Below are 22,476 nucleotides of genomic sequence, written 5' to 3'. Positions count from 1 at the left end.
TCGGCAATGGCTATTTTTTACCTTAGGTGCCTTAGTCCAATCTCTTGCCGTACAGTTATTGACAGTACTCCAAGGGGCAGGACTAATCTCATGTAAGGTGATTATAGCCGAGCTTCGGTTTGAGGCCTCCTCATTTTATTCGGATCGCGTTTATGCTGAATGGTCCATCGATGAATACGGGTAGGGAATATTGCACTTGCCCAGGTTATCCCAATGATTTCCTCCCCTTTGGGTTCCCTGTAACGGTTGGGCTTGTCATTCCACTGCTTAGCGAGCGATATGGGAAAATCCTTGCGCTTCGCTTCCGGTCCGCCCATCAGCATCACAAAACGGTCCCATTCGCCCTTATCGGCCGCGTCTCTGAGCTCTTTCAGCTCTCCGGTTACTCCCATCTCGCCCATGCGGCGCAGCTCGCGCCATACCGTTACAGGCGGCCCGCCAATCTGCTGGAACTGATGTATACCCCAAGTGCTGGCCCATACTCTTACACGTTCAGCCGCACTCTTGGGCTCTCCGCCATCAATATCGCAATCCAGGCCAAAGCCATCGATATTCTTTGAAATGTATTTGGCGATATAACTAGCCGCTGTGCCTTTTGACCGGTCTATGCGTTCCTCTTTATAACGGTGCTTTGCCGCGCCGGGTTCGTCGCCATCCTCGCGCATGGCGTAGTCGCGTATCACGCTTCCGACTTGTTTGACGTGTTCTTTTGGCATGAAGAACAGCAAGTGCCAATGCGGTGTGCCATCGTGTTGAGGCTCGGCGACACGGATGCCATAGATGTGTAAGTCCGTACGGGCGAGCTTGGCCCGTATCCGACTCCATATCTTGCTCAGATAGGCTTGCGCTTCCCGTGGTGTGGTTCTGTCGTATTTCGGGTTTTCTTCTCCTGATACAGACAATCGGGCATGCATGCGGGAGGGGCAAGTGATGGTATAGAAGACGCCGACATGCCCCAGAGATTGAGCCACTGCATCGAACCCGGCAATGCGGGTCATCAATTCCGCACGGCGAATCTCTGGATTGGATACCGAAAGCTCGGCCAATTGCTGTAGGGTATATTCCTGCCCGGCCTCATTGATAGCTATGCAGTGTTCGAGAATGGCCCGGTTACGGCGGATTTGTTTCTGCCGCCTTCGCAACGTTTCATCACTGACATACTTGCCCTTGCGGCTGTGAACCAGCCCCAACCGTATAGCACCATGTTCGAATTTGCGCACCTGAACCTTGCGCAATGCCCGACGCCACCAGTGCTCATCCGCAAGGCGGGCTAGAATTCCCGTATGGGTAATTCCGGTATCGGTAACGGATACAGGAGGCGAAGGATCGGATTCTCCTGTTACCGTTACAGGAAGATTGGATTTCCCTGTTACTGTTACAGGAAAGGAAGGATTAGATTCTCCTGTTACCGTTACAGGAGCCTGTTTGTCTGTATCGGTTACCGTTACAGAGATTGGGAAAGTCAGCTTGCTTCCTATACCGGTAACGGTATCCGTTACCGATACCGGTCCCGGCCCAGCGCTTTTTCCTCCTGTTACCGGTAGCGATACCGGTACCGATACTGATACAGACGTGAGAAGCTTTGTTGCCGGTTCCGTTATTGGTAGCGATAGCGGTTTTGCTGATTGAAGTTTTGCCTTGCCCTTATCCCCCTTACCCAGCGGACTAACGCCGTATTTGCTTTCTGCCAAATGGCAAAGGAAAAGGGCTGCAATAGCAGAATTGCTGACCCAGCGTTGCAGGCGGAAAAATTGATCCGCTAGCTTTCGGGCAAACGCATCTATTTCCTCATCCGTCGCTGCAAGGCTCAAAGGCGTGCTGACAAGCTGAGCGGAAATCGCCTTAAGATATGCCTCTGCTTTCTCTTCCCCTTTAGCCAAATACAACCGCGCATATTCCTGTGCCATGGGCTCGGCCAGACAGTCGGGATGGCGGCTGAGAATATCGGAAGTGAAGGGTTCCTCTTCACGATAAAAGACAATGCCGTCTTCCCGAACGTATGCGCCTTCAGGGTGGGGAATGGGCCATATCGCCGCGCTCATTTGCGGCCCGTATCGCTGGTGGATTTGCGAATGCAGGACTCGATATAGCGTTCCAAGTCTTGCAAGCGGTAGCGCACCGCGCGCGAGCCTATCTTGATGAAAGGCACCTTTGCTCCGGCCCAGCGGTCGCGTTCGAGAAATGCTTCACTGACACTTAAGTAAACAGCAGCTTCTCTAGTTGAAAGTAAATTCCCTTGCACGATCTCTGTCTCCACAGGTTGTTAATTGAAGGAGACAGTATGAAAAAAATGGCAATAAAAAGGACGTCCTGTTACCGTCTATTGACAAACTCTTAATTTTAAGGGTCGAAAAATATTATCAGGATCACGGATAAGAAGTTGAATATTTGTGGTTTTTTTTATTCCTGCTTTGAGCAGTGTCATGCAATCAACGTGCCAAAAGCCGTTTTTATATGAAAAACGATAAGGAATAGCTTATTGTTATCAGATATTCTATAAAAAGAATTTATAGTTTTTTATAAAAAATATAAAAATCTGCACGAAATTCTCCAGCAGATGGGAAGTGATGTTTGTAATCCCATGGAGCTTGACTTAAGCTTGCCCCATAAAAATTCCGATGATGGGGCTTTCAAATGGGACAAGCAAAACTGCGGGGCAACAAAGAAGAGCGAATCGGACAAAGCAAAGCTAAAAGGCAGCCACCAGAAACAGGCTTGTATGTTTCCACGAGAAAGCCCTTGGGTATGCGCTTCGTGGTTGAAGACGTGATATTTGATGAGGATGAAGAGGGATTTTTTCTGGTTCAGTTGATAGATAAAGCTAGCGCTGACGACATGAGCGTGATGGGTGATGAGCTTGATCCAGACGAATGGTTCGCGTTAGTTGACCAATATGGATTGGTCAAAACTCGGAGTTAAAGCCTGTTTTTCACTTTCAAGACCTCCGCAACATTATGGTCTTTATTGGCTTCGATTAACTTGAGCATGTAATTTTCATATTTCTCTAATCACAACCTTAATCATTCCATCCCTATCTGAGGGGTAATAATATGATTCACTTCCCTTTCATACTATGTCCGAGCAGTGCTTTCAAACGGACACGCTGGACCATTAAGCTCCAATTTATTAAGCAGTCAATATTTGGAACTCGGTGGCGTTGACGATGGGGCGCACGTGTCGGTTCTCGCGCCGCATTTCCACAATCCCATAATGAGACATGGTTTTCAGAGTGCGCGAAAGATTGCTGGGTTTTCGCCCGGTAATCGTTGCAAGACCGGTAATCGATTCAGGCTGAGATTCGTGAATGATCGTGAGCAAGGCACGGTTATCGTCACTCAGGACTTCAGCAAGGGATTTCATCGAGGTAAACCATACTTTCGGTTCACCTGGCTTAGGCTTGTACGCACCTTTGGCTATTGCCAGCATGCGTTCACGGATTTTTTCTTGCGGCATGATGCCAATCACAATTCTTTCCATATTTTCATTTCCTTCAGTATACGATCCACTTCTTCGAAGAAATCGGCAAGCAGCTGGTAAGTATCCTTGAATTCGTAAGGGACTCCCTTATCCGAAATGTGGCGATGCTTATGGTCATACGCTAGCCGCTGCCCCGCATACTTGAATTTCTTCGGCGGCTTTATGGCATGGCTGTTGTCGTATCCCATGATTCGTTTTCCATAGGGTTCATGGAGCGTAAGCGCATAGCGGATACCGTGCGGAATTTCCGGGGTTGCCACGACCCGCCATGCCTCGACCTTGATCCAGCATCCCAAATCCTGATCGACGATATAGCCATTAAGATCAAGCAGGGCGTCGAGTCCCGTATCAGGCTCCATGGATTAATAATATCATCAGATGATATTCTTTGCATCAGATGGATTGACTCCCATGCATTTCAACAAATAATCGCTGATTTTTTGCATAGGCTCCCTTAGACGTTCCACGTCATTTACGATATAGCCCGCCGTCACATCATTGCTCATTTTGTGGTTCACCAGACGCTTTAGGGCGTAAGCCGAGATATCGATGCTTTCTGCAATCGTGATATAGCTGCGGCGCAGATCGTGCAACGTAAAGGAAACGCCCGACGTATTCCTGACTTGTTGAACCTGATGACGCGGCTCAATCAGATGCCCGGCCTTTCCGCCTCCTGCAAAAACATACTCAGAATCGGCGGTAGCCTTTCTTTTTTCCAATAAGCTGTAAACAAAATCCGTGAGCGGCAATGTGAGCGGTTCCCGATTCTTGGTATCCCTGATTGTAAACGAGCGGCCACGTAAATCGATATCGGACCATTTCAAGGTTGCGGCTTCCTGGCGGCGTAGCCCGGTAAATAGGAGGAAGAGCAGATAATCGGCAACGAGCGCAGACTGTTGAGACACTTTGTCATTCTTAAGCGTCATTACTCCTTCATACCACGGCTTGAGCTGATGAGATTTGATAATAGTTTGCCGACGTGCTACCCGATACCATGCGCGAGTCTGGGTAAGACGCACGACGGGGTTTTCTCGCAAAATGGCATTGCCGCTGCCGTCTTCATACTGTGCAATGGAGAAATTGAACAATGCGCGCAAAAAACGCATGGCTAGGTTGGCATAGGCTTCGCCATGTTCCGCGCCAATCTTGGTGTGACGCTTGGCAACCATTTCCTTACTGATATCAACCAGAGCCTTATTTTGCCAATCAGGGAAAGCAACTTTCATTAATCGCCGATAATCGTAAAGTGTGCGCGGCTTGAGGTTCTTTCTGGCAAGCAGGAAATCATCGAATGCTTTTTGCAGCGTTGTGGCTTGCAGCTCTTTTTGCTTTTTCTCGGCGGTAGGATTGCGCCCCGTAGCAATATGGCCCAAGAGCTTATGCGCTTCCTTTCTCGCTTGCTCTACCGTCAGTTCGGGATAGCGGCCAAGCGTTAGCCGTTTCACCTTGCCGTCGATACGTTTTTCCAAAATGAACGACTTGGCGCCAGAGGTCGTAACGCGGACCGCAAAACCTTTGAGTTCGGAGTCGCGGGTAAAGGTCTGCCCTGCTATGGGAGCATTCAGCCTATCCACGACAGATTTTGTGATCCTAACGGGGAGTGCTGAGGCTGGTGTAGACACGTTTTAACTCCCTTTCATGTAGACACAGTGTAGACAGGATGTGTCAAACTGTGGGAGGAAGTTTAAAACAATATAATGCTAAAAATCAAATTAAAACAAGCAGATTAAAGAGTTTTCGTACACGTTAAAACAAGGTAAAACGGGTAGAATTAGAATTTGTAATCAGAAGGTCGAGGGTTCGACTCCTTCTGTCGGCACCAATAAACAATGGCTTATGCTTTTCGCCCAGCGGCGATGTGGCCCAAGAGTTTATTGGCTTCCTTTCTGGCTTGCTCTATGGGTCAGTTCGAGGTTGACGTAGGCCGCCGCCGTCTTGGAGTGCCGTAAAATAATCGCGCTGAATATCGGGCCGACTGCTTCATTTCGAGTTTTCCACATTTCCAGCAAGGCGTTGTAGTTGGAAAAGATCGTGCTTATGTGGGCAATATTCGCAAAACTGGCCTGCTTTTTCACCCTTCTCGCCAGATAAGACAAACCAGAAAAGTCGGGATTAGATGGGCGACTTGCATCAATATCGGCGGAATACAAAGAAGGCGTTGATGTAGGGCGTCCGTCAGGCACCCGAGGTAGTTCTCTTTTACACCTGCAAATCTTAAAAGCAGACTACCGCTTCCAACAATACCACGGGAGCTTCCTCATAAATATCCGCCCCGATGCTAGGATTCAACCCGATTACGGCCCGCTTTTTTTGCCCGGTAGAGTGCCTCATCAGCGGCGGCGATCAGCGCAGCCGCGTCTTCGCCGACCTGATCACTACCGACCGCCGCCCCCAAGCTCACAGTCACAGGAAGTTCGCCAGAATGAATTGTGATAGGGTCCGCGCTCATGAAGCTCCGGATCCGTTCAGCCAGCGCCATCGTTTGGCTCAAATCACAGCCTGAGGCTATGAAGAGAAACTCTTCGCCACCGTAGCGCCCCAGCCGGTCATAGGGACGAAGGGCCAACTGCATGCGCCGGGCGGCTTCTTGCAAGACAGCATCGCCGGCAGGGTGCCCAAAGGTGTCGTTGATTCGCTTGAAGTGGTCGAGGTCGGCAATGATCACCCCAATATGGGTACTTTGCCGTCGTGCTCGTTCCACCTCTCCAAGCAGGTAATCCATGATAGCAGCCCGGTTCCACACACCGGTAAGATGATCACGCGTGGCCTGGATACGCAGTTTCCGGTGCAACGCAATTATTCGTTCGGCCACTCGGAGTCGCGCTGCCAGTTGTTCCTCATCGAAAGGCTTGGTAATAAAATCATCGGCGCCCGCGTCCATGCCTTCGAGATAACTACCTTTGCCGTCCATTGAGGTAAGAAGGATGATGTAGGTATATTGCAGGCTGGGCTGGGCTCGGATCCTCTTGCATAATTCCAGGCCATCGATATCAGGCATTATCCAGTCGGAGATGAGCAGTGAGTATTCTTCCTGCTGCCAGGCCTCCCATGCTTTTTGCCCATCTTCTACGGCCGTCACAGTGTGTCCCATTTTCCTTAGGGTGGCACCAAATATCAGGCGCGTGGTGGTATCGTCTTCGGCAATTAATATTTTCATGGCTGAGTCTCCCCCTGCGATGGGTCAAGTTGCCCCATAATCGCATTAATCTCGTTCTTCGCGCGTTCAAACTCGCTTTCCATTGCTTCTACTAATGCGATGGCTCCGGTCACTGAGGAGGTCCTGCCTAAAACTTCCAGTTGCCGGGCGATCTCTGCCATATGCGTAGCCCCCACATTGGCACTGGCGCCTTTCATGGCGTGAGCGGTGGCTTGCAGGCGCTCGGCATCAGCCGTGTTTGCCGCGCTTCTCAGGATACTGATACGTTCAGCACTGTCGCTCAGGAACGACGCGAACATCTGGTTGAACAAGGCTGGTTCCGTTGCCTGCGCCAATGCGCGCAAGCGCGTCACGATCTCGCTGCTCAATACCGACGAGGCGTTTATAGACGAAGCGCTTTGGGAAGATAAGAAATGCGAGGAATCGGCACCAGCTGTTTTCTCGTTCTGCGTTTTCTCTACCCGGCCAGCTTCATGTTCATCTTTCTTCAGCGACCACCGTTTTAAGGCAGCGGCGAAATCCTCGTGTTTCACCGGTTTGCTGATGTAATCGTTCATACCTGCGAGCAGACAGCGTTCCTTGTCGCCTTGCATTACCTGAGCCGTTACAGCGATGACGGGGAGCTGAGATTTACTGTCGGACCGGCGGCGAATCGCAGCAGTGGCTTCGAAGCCATCCATTTCCGGCATCTCGCCATCCATGAAGACAATATCGTAGGGGAATTCATCTATCCGCTGTATTGCTTGCCGGCCATCGGCTGCGATGTCGACCTCGCAGCCCAGACTGCGCAGCATCATCGCCGCGATGATCTGATTGGTAATGTTATCCTCCGCCAGCAGCACGCGTGTGCCAATAAATGTGCTTTCCGGGCTGTCAGTTTGTACCTCATGAGTTTGTGGAAGGGGCTGGGCATCACCGATGAGGTCTATTGTGCGTCGTTCGCAGTGTGCACCCCAGATATTTGTGAGTGTTGACAATAGTTCTGACTGGCGCGCCGGCTTGACCAGATAGGCCGCAAAACCGATCTTCCTGAGACGCTCCCGAACTTCGCTTTCCTGTCCCATGGAGCTGAGCATGATCAGTTCGATATCACGCAAAAGCGGGTCACGTTTTATGGCTTGGCCCAACGTTTCTCCATCCATCTCGGGCATCTGATAATCCAGGATGGCAATATGGTAGGGATTACCGGCGGCATGAGCTTCGCGTAGCGTCCGAAGGGCTTCTACACCCGATAAGCAGCTTCCGATACGCATTTTCCAGACGCGGACTTGCTCCTGCAGAACGAGACGGTTGACTGCGTTATCGTCCACAATCAGCAAACGAACACCTGCTAATTCCGCACGAGGCGTGATCTCTGCCGGTCGATTGCTTTGCAGGGGCAGCCGGAGGGTAAACCAGAACGTTGAGCCGATACCAATACGGCTCTTGGCCGTGATGGTCCCGCCCATCAATTTTACCAGCTGCTTGCTGATGGCCAGTCCCAGGCCTGTTCCGCCATGGCGCCGTGTTGTGGAGGTATCCGCCTGCGTAAACTTGTCGAAGAGGCCCTCCAATTTATCTGCCGCGATGCCGATGCCGCTGTCCTCGACACTGAAACGCAGCGTGGCTCCGTCTTCACCGATCGAATCGGTTTCGATATCGATGAGGACGTGACCTTTATCCGTGAATTTGATGGCATTGCTGGTCAAATTCGTCAATACCTGACGGATGCGCCCCATGTCACCAATCACGTAGCGCGGCACAGCCGGGGGATAACGTACGATGATATTGACATCATGCTTCCGGGTGGGCTGCATGGCGATCATGCTCGCCACCGCTTCAACGGTTTCAAGAAGATCAAAAGGCGTAGGAGAAATTGTCAATTTACCCGCCTCGATTTTTGAGAAATCGAGAATGTCATTAATTATGGCAAGCAGTGTCTCGCCGCTTGCGCGTGCCAGCCTCGCCAGCTCGCGCTGCGACCTGGTTAACGAGGTATTCAGAAGCAGGTCAACCGTGCCGAGCACGCCATTCATGGGCGTACGAATCTCGTGACTCATGTTTGCCAGAAACTCGCTTTTAGCACGGCTGGCAGCTTCCGCTGCTTTTTGCGCATTTTGCAGGTCGATTTCAGCATTCTTCCTTTGTGTAATGTCTTGGCCCGAAATATAGAATTCCTGAACCTCCGGTAGGGCGGTTATATTCCATAAGACCCAGCGCAACGACCCATCCTTGGAGGCCATCTGGATTTCGAACGAATCCTCACAATATGCCATGAGTTTATCCAGTTCTGCTGCAGCCTGTGTGCGGGAGCCGGGCGCGACGAAGTCAATGAAGGGTCGAGACAGCAACTCTTCCGGCGAGAACCCAAATTCCTTTGACCAGGCCGGGTTCAGGCGTTTGAAATGGCCATCAAAGTTGGCGATGGCGAGCAAGTTGAGAGACTGGTCGAAATAGCGGTCGCGCTCGGCCTGAGCGGCAATAAAGGCACGGGAAAGATTGCCTATCTCGTCATTGGAGTCAATCTTGAATTGAGAGACATAGTCCGCTTTTCCGATGTTCCTCGTCTCTTCTTCGAGTTGCACCAGATTTTGTACTTTTCGCCACACGATGCGGGACGAAAGAACGAGCCAGGCCACGAGGAAGACGAACGTGAGGAGGACGGCGTAGACATAGAGGTCCGTGCGCTGCTGGGCGGTAGCGACCGAATTGAGCGTGCGCGCGTCGAATAATTCATAAAACTCGTTTAGCGGCCGCATGGTCCTGACCTTTTTCTTGTAAAAGTTCTCGTCGTTCAAGAGGCGGCGGGCCAGCTCGGGGTCAGGGTCTCCCCTCACGTTGAATTGGCCATCAGGGCCTTGAAAGAACCCCTTCATCGCATTCAGTGCCGTGCTTTCCAATACCGCCAAATGGTTATCCTCCCTATGAGCTTCCGCAAGCTTTGCAAACTCTGCCTCGGTAAATCCAAGCTCCTCCATCCACGTTCGTAAAGAAATTTTTCGGCCTCCCGGGGAGGGCTGGAAGTCGGGATCGCCGATAACGAGATCCCAATAACTCCGTTCATAGTGCAGCGGCCGTGCCTTCTCACCATTGCGGATCGCAAGTATGTCCCAATACATTCGTTCATACTTGGGATTGCCGGTGTCGACATATGCGCGGGCCATGCGCGTCAGATCATCGGATGACTGGCGCAGCTCGTCGGCTGCAAGAAATGATTCATAGCGTGTCTCCCGGAAATGCTCTAACTCCCGCTGTTCGAAGAAACGAAGCCCGATGAAAAGGGTGAGCAGCGAAATTAATATCGCTGTCACGAGATAGAAGATAAAACTCAATTTCTGGATCGTCATGATCGCTCGTCTGGGAGGCAGCACATTACAGAGGGACAGCAGGGTCTTTCCGGTGACTACGCTAGGCCGGGCTTTTTTAACTATTCCGCTACCTGGGTCGATCGATCAGGCGTTATTTCAATACTTCCCGGTGGAATTTGAAGTGAGGCGCATCACGAATTGGCATTACGCGGCACCTAAATACAGATCCGCTGCACAGGCAACTTGGCAAGGGGATATTATTGCACAACTTTAATAGGTTACAGGTTGATCCGACCTAAATCGAAATCATTGCGACGGTCTAAACAGTAGTTTGCCGGATTGTTTCAGGTTTAATCAGTTCCAGCAGGCGAGGTCTCCAAGTAGTACCAGAGTTCAATAGGCAGGGCCACCAGAATATGTAATATATACGTACCGTTGGGTTGCCGGTGAGCAACCCGAATTCAGGAGAATTCATGCGTAAAATAGTTGGACGCGCCACTGCAGGGGCACTCTCTTTCTTGAACGATTGCATCGGAACCTTCATTAGCTTCAGCGGATCACCCCGGCTCTGCCCGCTGTATCTCAAATTGTCCAAGGCGTTGGCGGAGTTACAGGATTGGACGAGCCGATCTCGTAAAACAAGTGCCCCTATGGAGCACGAAGGTCTGGGCGTGGCATACGATAAACGCAAGTGGATGGAAAACTATTATGGGAATCGCCCAATACAATCATAGTCTTCCCTAGAATCTCGGATAGTCTTTTCGTAAAATCCTGCTGTGAGGGGTTGGCTACCAACTTTTCAGTCCAACGGGCACGTGGCCTGGGCTAACATACACCCCTGGCCGCTGCCATCAGGACATATGAAAGAACTGATAATCCGTTTCAGCGAAAAAGACCGCCTGTCAGTTATTCCCGCGCTAAATGATATGCTGTGGTTGGCGGGGAACAGTGTAAGGGGAAGGCGAGCCACGACAATTCTTCCGTGAAAGGAATGTGTCAAGCATAAGATAAGTACTTGTATCAGATCCCTTTCCTCCGCACTGGCAGGATGGGGTAGAAATAGCAATCTCTCCGGCAACAAAACCCGCTCGAGGCGGGTCATAAAATCAGGCAGCTCTTCAAACTATCCATTTTGCCAGGTAGTCGTCGTAGATTCCTGCTGTGGCCGCGTTTCCTTTCACCCTTTTGATCCCATATAGCGCGTCCTCCTTATTTACGTATCCCTCTGCGCCATCCGCAACCGGCTCATGGTTGTCTGCCCGGCATTGCCAATACCATTGGCTATCATCAACACTTTTGTAAAGTATGAAATACATATGCCGCCCCCGATAGATAAAAGTAATGACTGCCCACATTGGCAGCACGATCAATATCATACGAATTGAGGCATTATGCTATTGGACAGAGGTACACCTAAGAATCAGTGGGGTTATTGTTGGCTTATGCAAACGTCAATCGATGGTTCGAATCATTCAACTCTCAAGTTAGATCGTAACGAAAGTTTGGTAAAAATGGTAAACATTGACGCATGGGCTCACCGTCCCGCCCGGCATGGCTGTTTGTTCTAATCTACGGCCATCCATGCAATTGCTTGAGTTCAGGGGACTGTTTGGATAGGCTCGGATATCCGAATACTAAATAGATGTCATGCGTCCGCTTATCGCCGCGTTCCTGCAAAAAGGCCCGGGGCGGCGTTACCGTTACCGGGCCAGGACCATTACCGGAGGAGATAATGGCCAAGATGTTTACAGAAGGGGTGATGTAAATACCGTAAATGATCTTGCCACAACAATATTTCCAGCTTATGACAGCGTGTTGCTTCGGTGCCCCGGCCGCATTGTCATTATGCTATCCCGAGTCTCTTATTCATGATTCTCCGGGATTTCCAACATCACATCACCAGTACCGCCCCGATGATAAGGCCGAAAATGATTCTGGCCAGGATATTGTCTTTCAGCCAGCCATCCACGTTCTTCATGAAAATGGAACGTTTCTTTTCCATGACATTCTCGTCGAAGTACTTCTCTGCCCACATCTGATCGACATTCTCAACTTTGTCTTCAGGTCTTCCGAACTTTGCCACTAGTAACCGGGATACGCGTTCGGCAATCCAGCTGCTCCCGTATAACGCGGCAATAACAAGCAGCAGATACGGAAGAGCAACAAATAATCTAATGTCCTGGTATTGCTCCATTAAGGGAAAGCCAAAATTATTCAATGAAACAGCGATTACCCATAATACCGGGAGAAACAGGCAAACCATCAGAACATGAAAAAGCGACTGTTTCATTGCATCCCTCCGTTAGATCAGCATATATTTAAAATAACTACCGTGGAGTTACTGGCAGACAGAAATCGAAGCACACGAACTCATGAATTCCTTCCGTCCTCAGAATTTTTAGTATAGACCCTTGCTCTATCGTATAACTCATGGTAAGCAGACTGCCACAACGTATGTGAAGAAGACGTCACATAGATGTGATTAATTTGTGAAACCGTAAATTTGTTGGTTGGAGGTGGCTTCCGGCTTCAGCCGGGAATTACCGTTGCAGCTTCGGGGCCCGCTGGGGGGATCGGGCGGGCAATCGAGGGGGCCGGCTCCGCCAGGAAATGGAAGACGGCGATACAGGACATTTGAATAATAACTAATCCTTACAATGACTTATATGGTTACTTGCTGGGACCACTTGAATATGGGATATAAGGAATGAATATGGCTGGGCTTGAATTGCGTCAGGTATATGCTTGGGATAAGGAATAGCTTGAATTGGGATTTTTAAGTTGAAGCAATCCTGTCGGGAGGTGGGGGGCATGAAGCACAGGATTTGTGAAGAAAAAGCGGCGTCCCCCGAGATTAATCTGATGCAGAATGACGTAGAGACGCCGGTAAGTGCTCCAAGCAGCTCGTCAATAACCGCCAGAACCTGAGTCAGACCCGCCATCGCGTTTGCTGCCATAACCCTGGTTGGTATTCAATTTGTGGCGGGCGGCTTCTGCCTCGTTCTTGTCAAAGCGGTTCTTGCTTTCTGCTTCTTCCCCTCGGGTTGTGCCTTTCTCAAAAGGTTTTCCCGGAATTACGGGGGGTTGCATTGAATCTGACGGCCTCTGCATCGAATCGCCCTGGCCGGGCGTTTTGATCTGTGCATGAACTAAACCCGCCATACTTAAAAAGACTGCGCCCAACAATGATAGCGCCGTTTTACTTTTCAATATGGAATGGTGTCCCATGATGGCTCCTTTCGTCAATACAGCGATATTGCTGTACCAAAAAGATACACGGTAACGGCAAACTCTACCGTGCGACAGCGCACAAACACCCTCTGGTTTATCGCCACGGGACAGCTCCCCTCTGAACTTCCTGGTGCCTTCCCTGGGGTCGTCATTAGCAGCGAATGCGCGTCCTGCCGCTAACTTGCGGTCATACCGGTCTTCTTTGCCTCTTCTGCCAGATATAACCATGTTTCCACCACCGAATCGGGATTGAGCGACAGGCTCTCGATCCCTTCCTTCACCAGCCACAGGGCCAGATCCGGATGATCAGACGGCCCCTGCCCGCAAATTCCCACGTATTTCCCGGCTTTGCGACATGACTGAATGGCTGAGCGGAGCAGGGCTTTGACCGCCGGATCGCGCTCATCGAAGAATTCGGCGATGAGGCTGGAATCCCGATCCAGTCCAAGGGTGAGTTGCGTAAGATCGTTGGACCCAATGGAGAAGCCATCGAAGTATTCAAGGAATTGATCCGCCAACAGTGCATTAGAAGGAACTTCGCACATCATGATGAGCCGTAATCCGTTTTCCCCACGCTTCAGGCCATTCTCAGCAAGCAACTCCACCACGCGTTTAGCCTCGGTCAGCGTTCGCACAAAGGGAATCATGATTTCAAGATTGGTGAGCCCGATCTCGTCACGCGCTTTTTTGAGTGCCCGGCATTCCAGCGTGAAACAGTCCCGGAAGCTTTCTGCCACGTAACGCGACGCACCCCGAAAGCCGAGCATCGGATTTTCTTCTTTCGGTTCGTATTGCTGCCCGCCAATGAGGCTGGAGTATTCGTTGGATTTGAAGTCCGACATTCGCACGATTACAGGCTTGGGAAAAAACGCAGCACCTAGCATGGCGATGCCCTCGGTCAATTTCTCCACATAAAAAGTGACAGAATCGTGGTAGCCCGCGCTCTGGTTTTCCACCTGCTGCTTCAGGTCCGGAGGGAGATCGGCATAATTCAGTGCAGCCTTGGGATGTATCCCTATCATTCGCGCAATGATGAACTCCAGCCGAGCCAGCCCTATGCCATCATTGGGAATACGCTGAAAGGCGAATGCCAACTCAGGATTGCCGACATTCATAGTGATCTTGACAGGAGGCTTCGGCATTGTTTCCAGCTCAAGATCGATCACTTCAACCTCGAGAGTGCCTCGATAAATATTGCCGATGTCGCCCTCCGTACAGGATACCGTGACCATCTCGTTTTCAGGTAACACGCTGGTAGCGTTGCCACAGCCCACCACTGCCGGAATCCCCAGTTCACGCGCAATAATCGCCGCATGGCACGTACGTCCGCCCCGATTGGTGACTATGGCTGAAGCACGTTTCATCACCGGCTCCCAATCGGGATCGGTCATATCGGTCACCAGTACGTCGCCTTCCCGTACTCTGGACATTTCCTTTGCGCTCGGGATCAGCCGGACCGGGCCACTACTGATTTTCTGCCCAATGGCTCGACCCGACACCAATATTTCTGATTTACCCTTCAGGCGGTAGCGCCGCAGCGTGTCCATCCTGGCTTGCGACTGCACAGTCTCAGGCCGTGCTTGCAGGATGTATAACTTTCCATCCGCGCCATCCTTTCCCCATTCGATATCCATCGGTCTTTTATAGTGCCGCTCGATAACGAGCGCATGGCGGGCCAGTTCCTCCACATCCGCGTCGGTAATGGAAAACCGCTTGCGCTCAGCCTCATCCACGTCCACTGTTTCAACCGAACGGCCGACTTCGCGATGGGGGGTAAACTGCATCTTGATGAGCTTGGAGCCAAGGTTGCGCCGCAAGATTGCCGCCTTGCCCTGCGTCAACGCGGGTTTATAAACGTAGAACTCATCGGGATTCACAGCCCCCTTCACTACCGTTTCACCCAGGCCATAAGAAGCAGTTATAAAAACAACCTGTTCGAAACCCGTTTCGGTGTCCAGCGTGAACATCACGCCGGAAGCTCCGATGTCGCTGCGCACCATCCGTTGCACGCCGACGGATAGCGCTATCTCGGAATGAGTGAAGCCTTTGTGAACTCGGTAGGAAATTGCGCGGTCGTTGTAGAGCGAGGCAAACACGTTCTTGACCGCTTCCAGCAAATTGTCCAGTCCGTGTATATTGAGGAAGGTTTCCTGCTGCCCGGCAAAGGAGGCGTCGCTCAAGTCTTCGGCGGTTGCGGAAGAACGCACCGCCATGGAAAAATCGCCGGTCCCAGCTTCCCGCTTCATCCCCTCGTACGCGGCGGCGATATCCCTTTCAAGTCCCTGGGGTAATGGTGTTTCCCTTATCCAGGCGCGAATTTGCGCGCCAGTTGCCGCCAGCACTTCGACATTGCCGGTATCCAGAGTCGAGAGTGCTTCCTCGATACGCTGTGCAAGGCCGTTGTGCGCTAAAAAATCGCGGTATGCAGCGGAGGTCGTCGCAAAACCGCCGGGAACCCGAACTCCCGCCTGTGTGAGCTGGCTGATCATTTCTCCAAGCGAAGCATTCTTGCCACCGACACGACTCACATCGGTCATACGCAGCTTGTCAAACTCTATCACGTACGCTGAATCAGCCATTCTTACTCCTGTTCGGGTCGTCCCCTTCAACCGTCCAACTTAACTGGCCCAACTTGCACCATGGTCGTAACGATGATGTGCTAGCAGAAACTTCACGTCGCCATCTTCGGAAACCTGATTTGCGGACTCTTTCAGCGTCCCATCATCAGGGTATAGATCAGCGAATGCAATGATTGACATCGCGGCAAGTTCCCACTCTCTTCGTGAAGACTCATCATTACCGCCAACCCTGAATTCGGGATTGGCATATACCAGTCGCGGCCTGTCGACCCTGAGGCTCATCTGGTATAGAACATATCCGGCAAGGAACATGATCAGGCCGGCTACGAATGACTCCTTGGCAAAATAACAAGCGCACAGAAAAAAGGATGTGAGATACAAAGTTACGCTATTGCGGCGCTTTTTCCAGGACGTGGAAGGATAGGCCAGCGCCATCCAGTACTGAATAATATAGCGGCTCAAATCATCCGCATTATTCCATTTGGCAATAAGCGCTTTCGTTATGGCAGCGCGCGGCATGCCAGGCCTGCCGATCAAAGCGTGAGGCGCCACAACGATTGCATATAATACAGGCAGGATAGCGCCCCAATATATTGCATTCATGTGATTCAACGAAAATGAAGCATAGATTGCAGTTACATTGATGACGAATATCATCAATATTCCTCCGTTGCAGCAACCTGGAATGGTTCTAGTGCTCTAGCTAAATCCGGATCAGCCCGATCACTCGGAATTGCGTGCCAGTCGCCTGCCAGGCTCCTACCAGTGGCCTGCCCGGACCATGCGAGCGACCTACCATGAGCTCGGCTCCACGCGTGATCGAACCCGCTCCGATGCTGAGCCCACTTCCGAAATTGACCATTCCAGGTAGATGAAGCGATGTTGATCCAAATCGTCGGCCGTGACAAGATGCTTGCAGGGATCGCCCGCCATTGGTGAAACGTGGCCGGGCGAAAAGAGAATGTCCACCAGAATGTCCATCGGGTGGGCGCCCCATCAGGTCCGGAAATGGTCTTAAATGTTCGGCCCCAGCAGCCCGGCAATGCCTGCTGATTACGAATCGGACGAACGCCAGTGCCAATTCCTGATCTCCGGCATATCCTCGCCATAATGGGTAATGTACTGCTGGTGCTCGATCAACTTGTCGCGCATCAATTGCTTGAGATAAGCCGCTTTATAGCCGAGCTTCGGTACGCGGTCGATCACATCCATTACCAGGTGAAAGCGATCCAGGTCATTTCGCACCGTCATGTCGAACGGGGTCGTGGTGGTTCCTTCTTCCTTATAGCCCCGCACGTGCAGATTTTCATGATTGGTACGGCGGTAAGTCAGGCGATGAATAAGCCAGGGGTAGCCATGATAGGCAAAAATGATCGGCTTGCATGTGGTGAACAAGGTATCGAAGTCTCGATCCGAAAGCCCGTGCGGATGTTCCTGCTGCGGCTGTAAGGTCATGAGGTCAACCACGTTGATCACCCTCACCTTGAGTTCGGGTACATGGTGATGCAGCAGGTCAACCGCAGCCAATGTTTCGAGTGTTGGAACGTCCCCCGCACAGCCCAGCACCGCATCCGGCTCATCGCCCAGGTCATTGCTGGCCCAGGTCCAGATACCGATGCCAGCGGTACAGTGTTTGATGGCGGCATCAAGGTCAAGCCATTGCAGTTCGGGTTGCTTGCCCGCCACGATGACATTGATGAGATTACGCGAACGCAGGCATTTGTCGGTAATGAAAAGAAGCGTGTTGGTGTCCGGCGGAAGGTAAATGCGGATGATGTCCGCCTTCTTGTTGACCACGTGATCTATAAAACCGGGATCCTGATGGGAAAAACCGTTGTGATCCTGCTGCCACACATGCGACGTCAGCAAATAATTGAGCGAGGCAATCGGAGCGCGCCAAGGAATTTCCCGACTGGTTACCTTAAGCCACTTGGCGTGCTGATTGAACATGGAGTCGACGATATGGATGAAAGCCTCATAGCATGAAAACAGGCCATGGCGGCCAGTGAGCAGATAGCCTTCAAGCCAGCCCTGGCATATATGCTCGGAGAGGATTTCCATTACCCGTCCGTCGGGCGAGAGATGCTCATCCTCAGGCAGCGTTTTCGCTACCCATGTTCGTTCCGTCATCTCGAACAGGGCGTCGAGCCGGTTCGAACTCGTCTCATCGGGCGCCATCACCCGGAAATTACGACTACCCAGGTTGAGTTTCATCACGTCGCGGAGAAATTTTCCCATCTCCCGAGTGGACTCGGCCACCGTGGACCCGGGTTTTGGCACAGCGATAGCGTAGTCGCGGAAATTCGGCATTTCGAGGTCTTTCAGCAGCAGGCCGCCGTTGGCGTGAGGGTTGGCTCCCATACGGCGCTTTCCCTCGGGCGCAAGCGCTGCCAATTCGGGCACGAGGATGCCGTCCACATCGAATAGCTCGTCCGGCCCGTAACTCTTCATCCAGTCTTCAAGCAGCTTCAGATGCTCCGGCTTCGAGCCGATCTTCGCGATAGGCACCTGGTGCGATCGCCAATAGTCTTCGACCTTTTTACCATCAACTTCTTTGGGGCCGGTCCATCCTTTGGGACTGCGCAGGACGATCATGGGCCAACGGGGATACGTTATCGCAGAAGCCATGTCAGTGGCACGTGCTTCAGCCTGGATTGACCGGATTTTGCCGATCACGGTATCCAGCGTGCCTGCCATCGCTTGATGCATGACTGCCGGATCAGAGCCTTCAACAAAATAGGTTTGATAACCATAACCTAGTAGCAAGTCTTCCAGTTCCTCGTGGCTGATGCGCGAAAGCACCGTTGGGCTTGCGATCTTGTACCCATTGAGGTGTAGGATAGGCAATACGGCGCCGTCGCGGGCCGGATTGAGAAATTTGTTGGAGTGCCAGGACGCGGCAAGCGGCCCTGTTTCAGCTTCGCCATCGCCGATCACGCAGGCGACGACCAGATCAGGATTGTCGAAAGCCGCCCCGAAAGCATGCGCGAGCGCATACCCCAACTCTCCCCCCTCATGAATCGAACCCGGCGTTTCAGGAGCCACGTGACTCGGGATGCCACCGGGAAAGGAGAACTGCTTGAATAACCGCTGCATTCCCTTTGCATCCCTGGAGACGCGGGGATAAAACTCGCTGTAGCTACCCTCCAGCCAGGTATTGGCGACCATCGCCGGACCGCCATGGCCGGGACCGGCTATATAGATCATATCCAGATCATGTTTTTTTATGATGCGGTTCAGATGCGCGTAAATAAAGTTAAGCCCGGGTGTGGTTCCCCAATGGCCGAGTAAGCGAGGCTTGATGTCCGAGAGCGTGAGAGGCTTTTTGAGCAACGGGTTATCGAGGAGATAAATTTGCCCGACCGAGAGGTAATTTGCCGCGCGCCAGTATGCATGGATCTTGCGTAATCCGTCGGCGTCCAATGGCGCGCTTTCAGTTTCGGTTACCTGCTGAGCTTGATTCACGGGATTCTCCTTAAAACGTCTAACCGCTTGCATGGCTAGTACGCCCGTGGAATAGACCTGTACGCGGTGGAATTATCCGGGATGGTCCAATACTCTTGCCGCTTCGCGCGCCAGGATTGCCGCCTCGTCCACCGGAATAACCCACACTTCAACCTGGCTCGCATCGCTACTGATGCGCGATATGCCGGTGGAGTCGTGGTTTTTCTTCCGATTGATTTCGATCCCGCACCACTGCATGCCAGCCAGGATCTTTTCGCGGATTGCCGCCACATTCTCGCCCACGCCTCCGCCAAAAATAATGGCTTTAGCGCCGCCCAGTACCGCGAAATAAGCGCCGAGGTACTTGCGCGCCCGATAACAATACAGGTCTACTGCGAGCCTGGAATACACATCCACGGATTCCAGCAGTTGCCGGATGTCGCCGCTGCGTTGAGATAACCCCAGCAGACCGGAGCGCTCATTCAGCAACTCGTCCAATTGCTCTGGCGCCAGGCCTTCCTGACGCTGCAAATAGGTGATCAGACCGGGATCGATGTCACCCGAGCGCGTCGCCATCATTAATCCTTCCAGAGGTGAAAACCCCATGGACGTATCCCGCGGCATTCCGTTCTCGATTGCCGTAATCGAGCAGCCGGCGCCGAGCTGCATAGAAATAATCCTTTCCCTCCCGTCCGCTCCTTCGTTCGAAGTGTCCGGTTTCAGGTCACGCCATCCCAGCCACATAGCCTGATGCGCCAGCCCATGAAAGCCATAGCGGTACAGGCCGTGCTTTTTGGCAAGCTCATGCGGAATGGCATAAGTCCGCGCAATTTCCGGCAGAGCCGTAAAAAATGCCGTATCGAACACTGCAACCTGAGAAATGCCCGCACCCAGCGCCTCGCGTGTTGCCCGTATCCAGTGCAGGGCGATCGGGTTATGCAATGGCGCAAGCGGCGCCAAGCGGTCGATTTCCTGCTCCACTTCCTGGTCGAGCAAGCAGGATGTGGTCAGCTTGCGTCCCCCATGAACCACACGATGTGCGGCTGCATTTATTTTCGCGAGCCCATGCTCCTTCAGGAATTTACCGAGCATAGCCTGTGGCTCGCCTGCGGAGAGGTCATCACGTGCGTTCGCTATCTCCCTTGGCGTTCCCCCATCCCGGGTAAACGCCGCCAGACGAACCGATGAACTACCGGTGTTTACCGTTAAAATCGTCATTTATACGGGTTCGGCGGTTTCGGCGGTTCTGGAGATTTCTGCGGAGCTGGCGGGCTGACCACCAGCATATCGCATGTGGTCTCGTAGAGAACGTGCTTGGTCACCGATCCGAATAATGCATCGTCCAGTTCCGTTTCGCCGCGCTTGCCGATGGCAATCAGATCGATATCGAGAGATCGCGCTTTTTCCCGGATGATGGCGGATGGGGGGCCATGCTCGATGACAGGAGTCACCTGGATATGATTACGCGCATAGTCTTCAACGATTTTTTCGATACCTTGCAGGGCACGATTTAATATCCCGTTACGGTGGAGATCAACCCATTCCTCGTAGAGGCCGGTATGCTTCATTTTTTGTTCGAAGGGCACCTCCACTGCATGCAGCACGTGAATGGATGCCTGCATCGCCACTTTTGACGCCATGTCCAGCGCATCCAGAGACGACTGCGAAAAATCCACCGGCACCAGCACGTGCTTATAGGGGCCTTTTGGTTCCTGTTTGGTTATCAGAAGGGGATGACGTCCGGTACGAAGCGTTTTTGAGGCGGTCGTACCCAAAAAAAGTTCCTGAACGAATGTTTCGCCCTGGTCGCCCATCACAATCAGATCGGCGCGGTGGGACTCTGCATAGCGGTTGATCTCAATGTGCGCCCTGCCAATCGCTACGTGATGCTTGACCGGGATGTCACGCTTTGCCAGTGTTTCCGCCTCGTGTTGCAGTGCTGTCCTGGCTTGTTCATAAAGTCTCTGTTCCGCTTCCGGCAGGGTCTCGACCATAAGTCGCCTGATGGCTTTAAGCGGGATTGTGGGAAGGACATGTAAAAGATACAGTTCGGCTTTATGCTCCGCCGCCAATTGAGCCGCACGCCGTATTGCCCTGCCGGCGCGAGGCGAAAAATCCGTTGTAACAAGGATGCGTTGAATTTTCTCCACAGATATATCCTCCTGGCAGAGCAGGGACAATCCGTCAATAGACCCCTGGATCCAATTTATCAGCGGATTCTGGATCTCGCTTACACCCAATACCCGCCGAAATCAGTATAGGCCACACCCTGCTCCCCCGCAGGCTGACCGATGCGCTTACCCGCATATAAATAGCATTCTTCCAATTTTTAGCAGTAAATTTCATGATACTCTTCACCCATTCGGACTATCCGATGGTGTTATACTTTCCACTTTAACCCCTGTCTCTGGAGACCTTCATGAAGAAAATATTGACCCTGTTTACCTTGGCGATTTTTAGCTTCGGGCTGGGTACCTTTGATGCAGAAGCGAAACGCTTCGGGGGCGGCCAAAGTGTTGGCAAGCAACGTGAAGCCATAAGCCCTCAGGCGGCTCCGAAACATGCGCAGACACCTTCCGCCGCGCCCGCAGCCGCGGGAGGCAGTAAATGGATGGGACCGCTCGCTGGTTTGGCCGCAGGCGGATTGCTGGCGGCGCTGTTCATGGGCGGCGCATTCGAAGGCATTAAAATGATGGATGTGCTGATGCTCGCCGCTCTGATGGCAGCGATTTTCTTTGTGGTTCGTATGCTGCGCAAGCCACGTCAGGAACAACATTCGGCGCGACCCATGCAATATTCGGGTATGGGCTCCGGCTCTGCCGGAAGCGCGCCGGCAACCGGCCCCGCAACGGCACCCGCAGAAAACGCGGGGAGTTCGTCGGTGCGCGCGCAGACCGCGCCTGTTCCCGGCAGTGCCGCAAATATTCCCGCGGATTTCCAGGTTGAACCATTCCTGCGTAATGCGAAGACTTCTTTCATCCGCCTGCAAGCGGCCAATGATGCGCGCGACCTGAGCGACATCCGGGAGTATACAACGCCTGAAATGTTCGCCGAGATCAGCATGCAGATCAGCGAGCGCGGCAACGAGCCTCAGAGAACCGAGGTACTGAACATCAATGCGGACTTGCTTGAAGTCGTGACCGAAAATGATACGGCAATTGCGAGCGTCCGGTTTAATGGACAGTTGAGCGAATCGCCCAAATCATTGCCGGAAGCATTCGATGAAATCTGGCATGTGCAGAAGAATCTTAAAGATCCCGAAGCCGTCTGGTTGCTGGCAGGAATTCAACAAGTCGCCTGA

18 protein-coding genes are annotated in these 22,476 nt (G+C 52.2%); 2 read left to right on the top strand and 16 right to left on the bottom strand.

Annotated features, from left to right (window positions below):
* Positions 1-101 precede the first annotated feature (101 nt).
* A complete protein-coding gene (locus BMX00_RS06275) occupies positions 102-2,042 on the bottom strand; it encodes a replication endonuclease (RefSeq protein ID WP_090828136.1) in 1,941 nt (646 codons plus the stop codon).
* The gene (locus BMX00_RS06270; RefSeq protein WP_090828135.1) at positions 2,039-2,242 is read right to left on the bottom strand and encodes a helix-turn-helix transcriptional regulator; all 204 of its coding nucleotides are present in this window, start codon (positions 2,240-2,242) and stop codon (positions 2,039-2,041) included. Before BMX00_RS06270 ends, BMX00_RS06275 begins: the two co-directional genes overlap by 4 nt.
* 392 nt (positions 2,243-2,634) lie before the next feature.
* Between BMX00_RS06270 and BMX00_RS06265 the strand changes: the two genes are divergently transcribed.
* A complete protein-coding gene (locus BMX00_RS06265) occupies positions 2,635-2,919 on the top strand; it encodes a DUF8087 domain-containing protein (RefSeq protein WP_090828134.1) in 285 nt (94 codons plus the stop codon).
* A gap of 207 nt (positions 2,920-3,126) precedes the next feature.
* Here BMX00_RS06265 and BMX00_RS06260 read toward each other — a convergent pair whose 3' ends face one another.
* The 14 genes from BMX00_RS06260 to BMX00_RS06180 form a co-directional block, all read right to left on the bottom strand.
* Entirely contained in the window at positions 3,127-3,477 is a 351-nt protein-coding gene (locus tag BMX00_RS06260) for an HVO_A0114 family putative DNA-binding protein (RefSeq protein ID WP_090828133.1), read from the bottom strand.
* On the bottom strand, positions 3,462-3,836 hold the full coding sequence (locus tag BMX00_RS06255) for a toxin-antitoxin system TumE family protein (RefSeq protein ID WP_090828132.1): 375 nt from the start codon (positions 3,834-3,836) through the stop codon (positions 3,462-3,464). Before BMX00_RS06255 ends, BMX00_RS06260 begins: the two co-directional genes overlap by 16 nt.
* Before the next feature lie 15 nt (positions 3,837-3,851).
* On the bottom strand, positions 3,852-5,051 hold the full coding sequence (locus tag BMX00_RS06250; RefSeq protein WP_245727799.1) for a tyrosine-type recombinase/integrase: 1,200 nt from the start codon (positions 5,049-5,051) through the stop codon (positions 3,852-3,854).
* Positions 5,052-5,348: 297 nt separating this feature from the next.
* Entirely contained in the window at positions 5,349-5,660 is a 312-nt protein-coding gene (locus BMX00_RS06245; RefSeq protein WP_143053051.1) for a hypothetical protein, read from the bottom strand.
* A 95-nt stretch (positions 5,661-5,755) separates the two neighbouring features.
* Positions 5,756-6,634, bottom strand: a complete 879-nt coding sequence (locus BMX00_RS06240; protein WP_090828129.1) for a GGDEF domain-containing response regulator — start codon at positions 6,632-6,634, stop codon at positions 5,756-5,758.
* Positions 6,631-9,960: a response regulator gene (locus BMX00_RS06235; RefSeq protein WP_090828128.1), complete on the bottom strand. Its 3,330-nt coding sequence runs from the start codon at positions 9,958-9,960 to the stop codon at positions 6,631-6,633. The genes BMX00_RS06240 and BMX00_RS06235 overlap by 4 nt, the downstream gene beginning before the upstream one ends.
* Positions 9,961-11,039: 1,079 nt before the next feature.
* Positions 11,040-11,237 (bottom strand): YegP family protein, encoded by a 198-nt coding sequence (locus BMX00_RS06220; RefSeq protein WP_090828237.1) that lies wholly within the window; start codon positions 11,235-11,237, stop codon positions 11,040-11,042.
* A 575-nt stretch (positions 11,238-11,812) separates the two neighbouring features.
* Complete coding sequence (locus tag BMX00_RS06215) at positions 11,813-12,211, bottom strand: hypothetical protein (protein ID WP_090828125.1); 399 nt, start codon at positions 12,209-12,211, stop codon at positions 11,813-11,815.
* 617 nt (positions 12,212-12,828) lie between these two features.
* A complete protein-coding gene (locus BMX00_RS06210) occupies positions 12,829-13,149 on the bottom strand; it encodes a hypothetical protein (protein WP_090828124.1) in 321 nt (106 codons plus the stop codon).
* A gap of 179 nt (positions 13,150-13,328) precedes the next feature.
* Complete coding sequence (gene ppsA / locus BMX00_RS06205; RefSeq protein ID WP_090828123.1) at positions 13,329-15,731, bottom strand: phosphoenolpyruvate synthase; 2,403 nt, start codon at positions 15,729-15,731, stop codon at positions 13,329-13,331.
* Positions 15,732-15,770: 39 nt separating this feature from the next.
* Positions 15,771-16,388 carry a hypothetical protein gene (locus tag BMX00_RS06200; protein ID WP_090828122.1) on the bottom strand — a complete coding sequence of 206 codons (618 nt, stop codon included), beginning with the start codon at positions 16,386-16,388 and terminating at the stop codon, positions 15,771-15,773.
* 396 nt (positions 16,389-16,784) lie between these two features.
* Positions 16,785-19,196, bottom strand: a complete 2,412-nt coding sequence (locus BMX00_RS06190) for a phosphoketolase family protein (RefSeq protein ID WP_245727796.1) — start codon at positions 19,194-19,196, stop codon at positions 16,785-16,787.
* A gap of 72 nt (positions 19,197-19,268) precedes the next feature.
* A complete protein-coding gene (locus tag BMX00_RS06185; RefSeq protein WP_090828119.1) occupies positions 19,269-20,393 on the bottom strand; it encodes an acetate/propionate family kinase in 1,125 nt (374 codons plus the stop codon).
* A complete protein-coding gene (locus BMX00_RS06180) occupies positions 20,390-21,325 on the bottom strand; it encodes a universal stress protein (RefSeq protein WP_090828236.1) in 936 nt (311 codons plus the stop codon). Before BMX00_RS06180 ends, BMX00_RS06185 begins: the two co-directional genes overlap by 4 nt.
* A 269-nt stretch (positions 21,326-21,594) precedes the next feature.
* Between BMX00_RS06180 and BMX00_RS06175 the strand changes: the two genes are divergently transcribed.
* A complete protein-coding gene (locus BMX00_RS06175; protein WP_090828118.1) occupies positions 21,595-22,476 on the top strand; it encodes a Tim44 domain-containing protein in 882 nt (293 codons plus the stop codon).

Source organism: Nitrosovibrio tenuis (assembly GCF_900109785.1).
GTDB classification, from domain to species: domain Bacteria; phylum Pseudomonadota; class Gammaproteobacteria; order Burkholderiales; family Nitrosomonadaceae; genus Nitrosospira; species Nitrosospira tenuis_A.
The sequence above is the reverse complement of the archived record's forward strand: the minus strand, read 5'-3'. Positions and strand labels throughout refer to the sequence as shown.